The organism is Nocardioides sp., assembly GCF_047607185.1.
In the GTDB taxonomy this organism is placed as follows: domain Bacteria; phylum Actinomycetota; class Actinomycetes; order Propionibacteriales; family Nocardioidaceae; genus Nocardioides.
On record NZ_JASGDQ010000104.1, the window covers coordinates 1 to 9,318 of the forward strand.

8 protein-coding genes and 1 pseudogene are annotated in these 9,318 nt (G+C 71.2%); 7 read left to right on the top strand and 2 right to left on the bottom strand.

Features of this window, described 5'->3' with window-relative positions; translation table 11 throughout:
• Positions 1-115: 115 nt before the first annotated feature.
• Complete coding sequence (locus QM595_RS11920) at positions 116-1,777, top strand: helicase HerA-like domain-containing protein (protein WP_415171775.1); 1,662 nt, start codon at positions 116-118, stop codon at positions 1,775-1,777.
• Positions 1,778-1,889: 112 nt separating this feature from the next.
• Here the strand turns inward: QM595_RS11920 and QM595_RS11925 are convergent, their stop codons facing one another.
• Complete coding sequence (locus QM595_RS11925) at positions 1,890-2,120, bottom strand: hypothetical protein (protein WP_415171776.1); 231 nt, start codon at positions 2,118-2,120, stop codon at positions 1,890-1,892.
• A 106-nt stretch (positions 2,121-2,226) separates the two neighbouring features.
• Positions 2,227-5,505 carry an FtsK/SpoIIIE domain-containing protein gene (locus QM595_RS11930; RefSeq protein WP_415171777.1) on the bottom strand — a complete coding sequence of 1,093 codons (3,279 nt, stop codon included), beginning with the start codon at positions 5,503-5,505 and terminating at the stop codon, positions 2,227-2,229.
• 152 nt (positions 5,506-5,657) lie between these two features.
• Between QM595_RS11930 and QM595_RS11935 the strand changes: the two genes are divergently transcribed.
• From QM595_RS11935 to QM595_RS11960, 6 genes and pseudogenes are all read left to right on the top strand, one after another.
• Positions 5,658-5,963: a WXG100 family type VII secretion target gene (locus QM595_RS11935; RefSeq protein ID WP_415171778.1), complete on the top strand. Its 306-nt coding sequence runs from the start codon at positions 5,658-5,660 to the stop codon at positions 5,961-5,963.
• Complete coding sequence (locus QM595_RS11940) at positions 5,960-6,250, top strand: WXG100 family type VII secretion target (protein ID WP_415171779.1); 291 nt, start codon at positions 5,960-5,962, stop codon at positions 6,248-6,250. Before QM595_RS11935 ends, QM595_RS11940 begins: the two co-directional genes overlap by 4 nt.
• A gap of 17 nt (positions 6,251-6,267) precedes the next feature.
• Entirely contained in the window at positions 6,268-7,518 is a 1,251-nt protein-coding gene (locus tag QM595_RS11945) for an EsaB/YukD family protein (protein ID WP_415171780.1), read from the top strand.
• Positions 7,506-7,664 (top strand): hypothetical protein, encoded by a 159-nt coding sequence (locus tag QM595_RS11950; protein WP_415171781.1) that lies wholly within the window; start codon positions 7,506-7,508, stop codon positions 7,662-7,664. The genes QM595_RS11945 and QM595_RS11950 overlap by 13 nt, the downstream gene beginning before the upstream one ends.
• Positions 7,665-8,032: 368 nt before the next feature.
• Positions 8,033-8,305 (top strand): hypothetical protein, encoded by a 273-nt coding sequence (locus QM595_RS11955; protein ID WP_415171782.1) that lies wholly within the window; start codon positions 8,033-8,035, stop codon positions 8,303-8,305.
• A gap of 61 nt (positions 8,306-8,366) precedes the next feature.
• Positions 8,367-9,318: pseudogene (locus tag QM595_RS11960) on the top strand (hypothetical protein); the annotation flags it as partial.

The window sequence follows — 9,318 nt, forward strand, 5'->3', positions numbered from 1 at the left end:
CCACGAACTCCTTGGGACGAGGCATGTCCTCAACTCCTTCCGGTCCAGTATCGACCAGAACAGCCGAACACACATACCCATCAAATTAGAGGCGACACGCTACTAGGCTCTGCGTATGACCGATACTCCGGCCACTTCCGAGCCCGCCGAGTCTCCTGCGTCGGAGGCTGCTGAGCCGGCGTCTGCTCCGCCCGCTGCCGAGCCGGCCCAGGCCGCCGCGGCGGTCGACTCGCCGATCGTCGCCGCGATCCGACCCGGCTACGCGTTCGAGGGCGTCGCGCTGGAGCTCGGCGGGCTGATGGTCGACGCCGACACGCTGACCGACGTCCACGTCAAGATCCCGATCAGCATGCTCAACCGGCACGGCCTCGTCGCCGGCGCCACCGGCACCGGCAAGACCAAGACGCTGCAGCTGATGGCCGAGCAGCTCTCCTCCGCCGGCGTCTCGGTCTTCGCCGCCGACATCAAGGGCGACCTCTCCGGCCTGGCCAGCGCCGGCGAGAGCAGCGAGAAGCTGGTCGCGCGGACCAAGTCGGTCGGCCAGGAGTGGGAGGCGAAGTCCTTCCCGGTCGAGTACTACGCATTGGGCGGCCAGGGCGTCGGCATCCCGGTCCGGGTCACCATCGAGTCCTTCGGGTCGACGCTGCTCGCCAAGGTGCTCGGCCTCAACGACACCCAGGAGTCCTCTCTCGGCCTAGTCTTCCACTACGCCGAGCAGGCCGGCCTCAAGCTGCTCAACCTGGCCGACCTGCGCGCCGTACTGCAATGGCTGGTCAGCGACGAGGGCAAGGGCGATCTCTCCGGGCTCGGCGGTCTCTCCTCGGCCACCGCCGGGGTGATCCTGCGCAGCCTGATCGCCTTCGAGGACCAGGGTGCCGACGAGTTCTTCGGCGAGCCGGAGTTCGACGTCACGGAGTTCCTCGCCACCAAGGGCGACCTCGGCGTCATCTCGCTGCTGGAGCTGCCCAACCTGCAGGACCGACCGGTGATCTTCTCGACCTTCCTGATGTACCTCCTCGACGCTCTCTTCCGCGCCCTCCCCGAGGTGGGCGACGCCGACAAGCCCAAGCTGGTCTTCTTCTTCGATGAGGCCCACCTGCTGTTCAGCAACGCGTCGAAGGCGTTCCTGGACAAGATCACCCAGACGGTCCGGCTGATCAGGTCCAAGGGCGTGGGCGTCTTCTTCGTGACGCAGTCGCCGACCGACGTCCCGACCGACGTCCTCGCGCAGCTCGGCTCTCGGGTCCAGCACCAGCTGCGGGTCAACACCCCCAACGACGCCAAGGCGCTGAAGCTGACGGTCAACACCTATCCCACCTCCTCCTACGACGACCTCGGCGCCGTGATCACCACGCTCGGCATCGGCGAGGCGATCGTGACGGTGATGAACGAGCGCGGCGCCCCGACGCCGGTGGCGTGGACGCGGCTGCGGGCACCGGAGTCGTTGATGGGGCCGACGCCGGCCGCCGAGATGGAGGCGACGGTCAAGGCGAGCCCGAAGTACGCCACCTATGCGACGGCCGTCGACTCCGAGTCCGCCGCCGAGGCGCTCGCCGCCAAGATGAAGGCGGCGCAGGACCTGGCGAAGGCCGAGGCCGAGCAGAAGCTCGAGGCCAAGAAGGCCAAGGTCGAGGCCCGGGCAGAGAAGACCGCCAAGCCGCGGCCCAAGAAGGAGGAGGACAGCGCGATCGAGAAGGTCGTGAAGTCGTCGGCCTTCAAGCAGGCCATGAACACCGCTGCCCGCGAGATCGTGCGGGGGATGTTCAAGCGCCGCTGACCCGGCCTCCCGGGCCGGTCTCGACGCTGACGACCTCGACAACTGGTGGCGTCCGGTCGCGGCATCGGCCTACGAAGCGTGGAACGCCACCAGTTGTCGAGCTCTGATCGGATCAGGCCGACCAGCGCAGCGAGTCGTCGACGAGGTCGGCGAACACGTGAACGCCGCGCAGGTCCTCGCGCTCTTCCATGAGCTTGGCCAGTGCGTTGGCGTGCCGAGACTTGAGGCTGGTGCGCTGCATAGCGATGCGGTCCAGCTCGGCGTCCCGGGTGGTCGTGGTGGGGTTCTCCATCTCGGCCTCCTGAACGTAGTCGGGGTAGTGCTTGGTGGAATCAGTTTGCACGTTCCAAGTCGCCGGGAGGTTGACCTGAGGTTACGGCTTTGTTCCACGAATCCCTTTGTGTAGTGACTTGGTAGACAATACAGGTTGGATCGTTAAAAGGAACCACCTACCCGACCGCTATCTGAATGGTGTCCCTCACGCCGCCGGCGTCGACCAGCCGGCCACGCCCTGGCGGCAGCGGTCGCGGCCGTACGTCGGCCAGCACCGGGCCCTCCTCCGGGCTGCCCGAAAGCAGCACGATCGGGGTCAGCAGCTCGCGGAGCGTGCCGATCACCGGGTCGTAGAGCATTCGGCCGAGGCCACCGACCCGCCGCGTGACGACGAGGTGGAGGCCGAGATCGCGGCCCCGGCCCAGCAGCGGCACCAGCGGCTGGAGCAGGGCGGGCACGAGGTCGAGGTCGTCGGCCAGCACCCAGGTGTCAGCGCCGGGCTTGTGGATCCCGGACCGGCTGGCCCTGTCCTCGCTGGCCCTGTCCTCGCTGCCTTGGTGCCTACCCGGGCCGTGCCGGCCGAGCTCGCCGAGGTCGACCACGGCACGGACCGCCGCCTCGGCGGTGTGCACGTCGGTGGCGTGGAGGTGGTGCCTCGCAACGTCGCCGGGCAGGGTGCGGCGTGGGTCGATGACGACGACCCGCTCGCCGTCGAGCTGTCGGAGCAGGGTGCGCAGCAGCGTGGTGCGACCCGAGCCGGGATCGCCCAGCACCAGGAGGTGGTCGCCGTCGAGGCAGACCGGCCGGTGGTCGCGCTCGGCCAGTCCGATCACCGGTCGGCGGCCCTGCGGCAGGTCGTCGAGGCGAACCAGCGCCGGCAGTCGTCGCAGCCGCGGCACCTGCCGGCCCGGCCAGGCGGCTCTCGCTTGTGCGAGGAGATCGTCGGGTGGCGGCGCAGCGAGGAAGTGCTCTCCGTCGGGGGTGATGCCGCGCCCGGATCGACGCGGGATCGCGGCGGCGGCACGCCGGTCGAGCTCGGAGTCGAGCGGATCGGTCAGTCGGAGCTCGAGCCGAGTGCCGAGCAGGTCCCGCAGCGGGCCGCGCAGGTCGGCCCACCGACTCGCCGAGACCGCCAGGTGGACGCCGCGAGCGGGGCCGCGGCCGGCGATCCGGACCAGCTGCTCGGCGAGGTCGGGGCGCTCTTCGCGCAGCCTCCCCCAGTCGTCGACGACCAGCAGCGTGTCGGCCGGCTCCGCGGCGCTGTCGATCAGCCTGCTCGCCTCGGCCACGATCCGCTCGGCCAGGTCCGGCTCCTCACGGCCCGCGACCGCGACGAGATGGGGCAGGTCCGTCAGCCCCTCTGTCGGCGGGTCGCCGAGCAGGTAGATCCGGGCCCGCTCGGGCGGCCTGGTCAGCGCCACCGCGCCGATGAGCGTCTGCAGCAGCGTGGTCTTGCCGCTGCCGGGCCCGCCGACCACGACCAGATGGCCGTCGAACGGGTCGACCACCAGCGGGTCGCGACGCTGCTGGCGGGGTCGGTCGATGACGCCGATCGGCAGGCCACCCGGTGTCTCGTGCGGCTCCGGTGCCTCGTCTCCTGCTGCCGTGGTCGAGGCAAGCAACTCCTCGAGACGCGGCGGCTCGGCCAGCGGCGGCAGCCAGATCTGGTGGGCTCGCGGCCCGAGCGAGGCCAGCCGGGTCATCGCCATCTGCAGGAACGAGTCGGTCTCCGTCGCCGGATCAACGACCGGATCTGTGGCGACGAGCGGCGTCACCCGTTCTACGGTGGGGGGCCTGGCGACCGGTCCATCGGCATAGTCGGCGCGGAATGGGACCGGCTCACCGGGCCCGACCGCCAGAAACCCCACGCCCGGCACCGAGGGCAGCTCGAACGCCGCAGCGCTGCCAAGCACCGCTCGGGACTCCTGGGCGCTGAACGTGCGCAGACAGATCCGGTAGGACAGCTGGGACTCCAGGCCCCGCAGCCGCCCCTCGTCGAGCCGCTGGGTGGCGAGCAGCAGGTGCACCCCCAGCGAGCGGCCGACCCTGCCGATGGAGGCGAACAGCTCAGCCAACTCCGGCCGCGCGGCAAGCAGCTCGGAGAACTCGTCGACCACCACCAGCAGGGCGGGCAGCCGGCCCGTCGCCGAGGTGGCGCCCGTCGCCCGCAGCACCTCCTGACGGCGCACCAGCTCACCGGCCAGCGCGTCCTCCATCCGCGCCACCAGCGCCTGCTCGCCCTCCAGGTTGGTGACCAGCGCCGAGACGTGCGGCAGCGCCGCCAGGCCGTCGAAGGCGGCACCGCCCTTGAAGTCCACCAGCACCAGCGACAGCTCGGCCGGGGCGTGGGTCAGGGCGAGTCGGGACACCAGCGTGCGCAGCAGCTCGGACTTGCCGGAGCCGGTCGCGCCGACCACCAGGCCGTGAGGGCCGACCCCGCCGAGCGCCGGCTCCTTCAGGTCGAGCGCCACCGGCCCGCCGTCCTCGACGCGGCCGATCGGCACCCGCAGCCGGTCGCCGGGTGGTCGTGGGGACCAGTCGGGCTCGGGCTGAATCGAGTCGCCGGACGCGACGGCCCTCGTCAGCCGCCGTGCCAGCGCCTCGGCGACCGCGACGGGGCAGTCGTCGGGCGTGCCGGGAAGCGGCTCGCCGTCGCGGCTCAGGCGGTCGCCGACCACGATGACCGGAGCGTCGATGTCGGGCGGTGAGACGCCGTCGGCGACCACCAGCAGCCGGTCGGCGGTCGGCGGTCGCCCCGTGGTCGCCGGCCGTAGTGAGAAGGCGCGATGGGGCAGCCACTTCGCCCACTCCCACTCGGGCTGCCGGGCTGGGGCGGCCAACACGACCACGAAGGTCTCGGCCGCCACCGCGCAGACGAGGGCTCGAGCCACCCCGGCCGGGGCGGTCAGGACCCGGGCCGAGTCGAGGCTCAGCGTCGCCGGCAGGTCGAGCCTGGCGTGCGCGTCGACCAGTCGGCGCACCGCGGCCAGGCAGAACGGGTCGGCCAGCGCGGTCGCCTCCGGCACCACCAGCTCGGTCGCGAGCGGCGCGGCCGCGACGCCATAGCGGACCACCGGGCCGGCTCGTGGCAGCGCGCCGGTCTCCGCCAGCGCCGGCAGCGCCGCCGGGGGAGGGTGCCGGGCGAGCGCCGACTCTCGTTGGCCGGCCGCCAGGCGTCGTACCTCCTCGCGGGCGGTGGCGAGATAGGCCAGATAGTCCGTGCGGGCCGCCCTCGCAGCTCGGGCCCGCAGCCGCCGTTGCCGATCGAGCTGGGCGACCACATAGGCCACGCTCGCCAGCACGAAGACAGCCATCGCGAGGAGCTGCCGCGGCCCGGTGCCGACCATTGACGCCACCAGCCCGATCGAGCCCAGGCTGCCGAGTACGGGCAGCAGGTTGACCAGCGAGCCGCCGGCATCGGCGTGCTCGAGCGTGGGTGGTGGTCGTAGCTCCATGCCCAACACGCTAGGCCCAGGCGCCGACAATTCGTGTTGCCGAAAATCCTCCTGTGGATAACTCGCGACCCCGGTTTCGAGGCCGGCTCACCGGGCATCGCACTAACCGAGGGATGCATCGGGCACCCTCATCCGGGAGAAGGAGACTCCTCATGACCTCATCCACGACCGGTCAGGTCGTCGGCGCCCTCGACCGCGCCGCCGGCCTGGCCCTCGACGCGAAGGCCGATCTCGACGGCCTGCTCACCACCCTGTCGGGCAGGGTCGCCCTCGGCTCCGCGCAGTGGTCCGGCGCCGGCGCGCGCGGCTTCCGCACGGCCTACGCCGAATGGGCCGACGCGCAGGCCAGTGTGACCGCGAAGCTGCAGTGGTTCAGCGACCAGCTCATGGCCGTCGAGCGGCTCAACGTCGACAACGACGAGGCCGTCTCGGCCGCATTCCGGGGAGGTCGACGATGAGTGACGTCATCACCGTCGACCATGTCGCCCTCTCCCATGCCGCCGGGGATCTCGCCCGGGCGGTGCAGGCCTCGCGGGAGCGCATCGACCAACTCGCCGGTGAGCTCGCCTCGCTGCACACTGACTGGTACGGCCAGGCCCAGCAGGCCTACTTCGAGGCCAAGGCGGTCTGGGAGACGGCGCAGCGACAGATGCAGCACGTGCTCGCCTCGCTGAGCAGCGGCGTCGTCGAGGCCAACCATGCCTATCAGGCCGCCGACGTGGCGGGGGCGAGGGCCTTCCGGTGAGCCTCGAGCCTGGATCCGTGGCGAGAGCACCTGCTCGCGACGGCGTCGCGCCGCGGATCCAGGCTGGGCAGGTGGTGCGGGTCAGCGTGGTCGCCGGCGCCCGCCGGGTCGACCTCGCCGTCCCGCCTGCCGTGCCGGTCGCCGAGCTGCTCCCGGGCCTCGCCAGCACGCTCGCCATGACGTCGTACGTCGGGCTGCGACTGGCCAGGCTCGACGGCTCGGTCCTCTCCGAGGACACCGGGCTGAGCGAGCAGGTGCCCGACGGATCGGTGCTGGTGCTTGCCGCCGAGTCGCCGGCGCCCGTCCACGACGATGTCGTCGAGGCGCTGGTCCCGGTCGTCGAGGCGGTCCCACCGTGGCTCTCTGATTGGACCGCGGCGGCCCGGCTCGCCGCCGTGGCGTTGCTGCTGGCGCTCGGCTGCGCCGGCCTCGCGCTCGCCGGGTCCCCGCGACCTGCGCTGGCGGCCGCGCTCGCCGGAGCGGCCGGGACCGTCGCGCTGGCACGTCGTACGCCGGCGGCGGCCGTCGTGATCGGCTGGGCGACCACCCTCTCGGCGGCGGTCGCCGGCTGGCTGCTCGCGCCGAGTCCGGCGTCCGGCTGGGCGAGCGCTGGCGGCGCGGCGCTGGCGGTAGGCGGAGTGCTGTTCGCCGTCCTCGACCGCGCCCGGCTCTGGCTGCTGCCACCGCTGATGGCGGCAGTTGTGACGATGGCGGTCGGCGGACTCCTGCCGCACGTGCCGGCGAGACCGACATTGGCAGCGCTGTTGGTGGTGGCCGCGGTGACGCCGGGTGGGCTGCCCCGGCTGCTGACGGCCGGGCTGGACCAGGAGGACGTTCCGGTCGACGTCGACCGGCTCGCCCGGGACGCCGCCCGGGCCCGCGAGCTGCTGCTCGTGCTGTCGGTCGGCGCCGGTCTCCTCGTCGTCGCGCTCGCTGCGGTCGCGCCCGCCGTCGGCGCAACGTGCGCGCTGCTGGTGGCGGTGCGGGTGCGCCATCACCGCGCTCGCGCCGAGATCCTGACCGCTCTGGCGACTGCGGCGCTCGCCACCGCGGTCGCTGCCGTCTCGGCGCTGCTCTGCTACCCCGGGTGGCGGCCGGCGGTCATCGGCGCGATCGTGCTGGCCGGCGTCCTACTGCTGGCCCCGCCGCTCCCCGAGCCGCGGCGCTCCTGGCTGCTCGCCCGCGCGGAGACGGGCTGCCTGGTCGCGCTGCCGCCGCTCCTGGTGTTGACGACCGGTGTCCTGGATCTGTTGCCGTGGATCCGCTGATCGAGGCTCGTACCGCCGCCCACCGGCGCCTCGCCGCCGCCTTCCTCGGCCGCCCCGAGGCGCCGAGCCCGGTCAGGCCACTGATCCTCGGTGGCCTGCTCGCCGTCGCCCTCGCGGCGGTCGAGATCGCCCGCGCCCTGTGGTGAGGGGATGCGGCGCCACCCTCCCCACGTCGCTGCTGGTAACGCCTGGCGTTGACCAGCTCCGGCTGCGTCTTCTTGGTCTTCGCCGTCGTCACCACACCACCACCGGGTCCGATCGGACGCCGCGCCAGCCATTCTCCGAGACGAGGGCGCAGGCCAAGATCTGGCGTACGGGCAGAGTCGAAACGGCCCCTGACCCGCGTCGCCGCAGTGTCAGAGGCCGTTTCCATCCGGCGGAGGTGTTGGGACGGTATTCCAACTTCCCGTTCACAGGGGTGGATGTGCGGTCCCTCCGTGGGCGCGCGATTCGGGATGCCCGTCTTGAGCCGTGGAAGACCCCGCAGCTGACAGGGGTGTCCCGCGTTCGCCAGGTGCTGCTCGGTCGTGAGGACGAGCTCAAAGCGGACTACCTCGCAGGTATGGGCTCCTCTTCCCTCGCGCGCAAGTACGGCGTCGCGGAGAACACCGTCCTCGCCTGGCTCAAGGCGCACGACGTCGAGATTCGTCCGCTCTCAAGCATCACGGCTCGGGATGTGGAGAAGATGGCAAAGCTGCGAGCAGAGGGCTGGACCTACCGCGCGATCGGCGGTGAGTTCGGAGTGACGCGTCAAGCCGTGGCGAAGCGGCTGCGGTCTGTGCGATGAGCCGAGAGGCCCCTGCCGATGTGTCGGCATTGCCGCATACGGTGCTGTCGTGGATCGACGGGTGAATGAGCGCCAGCTCGAAGTCCTGAAGTGGATCGCCGACGGCCGTCCGGAGGGCAGATGGCCGAAGGATGACTTCTCGTACAAGGTCAGCGCAGGAGCGCTCAAGAGCCGGGGCCTGATCACGGTCAAGGGGCACGCTGCGACCTGGACTGCCGAGATCACCGAGGCCGGCACCCACTACCTCGAGCACGGCACTTATCCCGATGGCATGGTGCGGCCACGCCGCGCGATGCGAGCGGGTGGGTCTGGCTCCTCCTCCAAAGCAGCGCCTCTGAACCTTGGCGACGGTGCCGCAGAGACCTTGACTCAAGCCAAGGATCTGATCCAGCGGCTGCAGGAGTCCGGAAAGGTCACGGTTGCGGATCCCGAGGACTCGACGCGCGCCCATTACCGCCGTCTGCTGCACGCCTGTCGCGTTCATCATCTGGTGCCGGCCGGGCACGAGCTTCGGTTCACAGGACGAAGCGCCGGCGACATCGTGATCGTGCTCAGCACCGGCTCGGCCGAGGAGACGTCAGATTGGGATCGAATCCGGACGACTGCACGAACGGTCACAACGAATATCGGCGCTCTTCGCAGTGCGCTGGAGAAGTCCTCGATTCTCGACCCGATCAGCACGGACCTTCGGCCCCGGGCCGTCGACTTGCTGCTTGACCTCGCCGAGCAGTTGCGCGTCCACGACCTCCGGCTCGGAGCCAACATCAAGCTCAAAACCCCGAAGCTATTCGTCCAGGTCGACACCCGCCGCAGAGACGTCAGCCTCACGGAGGTCCTCGATAGCGTCCCTCACCTCCCCACCCCGGCCGAACAGCGCGAGCTTCGGCCTGGATCGTGCCACCGGGGTGTGTCAGTTCGGGTCGATGCCGAGGGCGTGAAGGATCTCCTGCGCTTGCGGGGTGAGCGGGTCGTGGGCGAGGTGTTCGTGGCCGGCGATCTGCACGGTGATCTGC

What these genes read in the sequence shown, in the direction of transcription:
- QM595_RS11935 (WP_415171778.1), top strand. Translation starts at nt 5,658, where the DNA reads ATGACCTCATCCACGACCGGTCAGGTCGTCGGCGCCCTCGACCGCGCC.
- QM595_RS11920 (WP_415171775.1), top strand. Translation starts at nt 116, where the DNA reads ATGACCGATACTCCGGCCACTTCCGAGCCCGCCGAGTCTCCTGCGTCG.
- QM595_RS11930 (WP_415171777.1), bottom strand. Translation starts at nt 5,505, where the DNA reads ATGGAGCTACGACCACCACCCACGCTCGAGCACGCCGATGCCGGCGGC.
- QM595_RS11940 (WP_415171779.1), top strand. Translation starts at nt 5,960, where the DNA reads ATGAGTGACGTCATCACCGTCGACCATGTCGCCCTCTCCCATGCCGCC.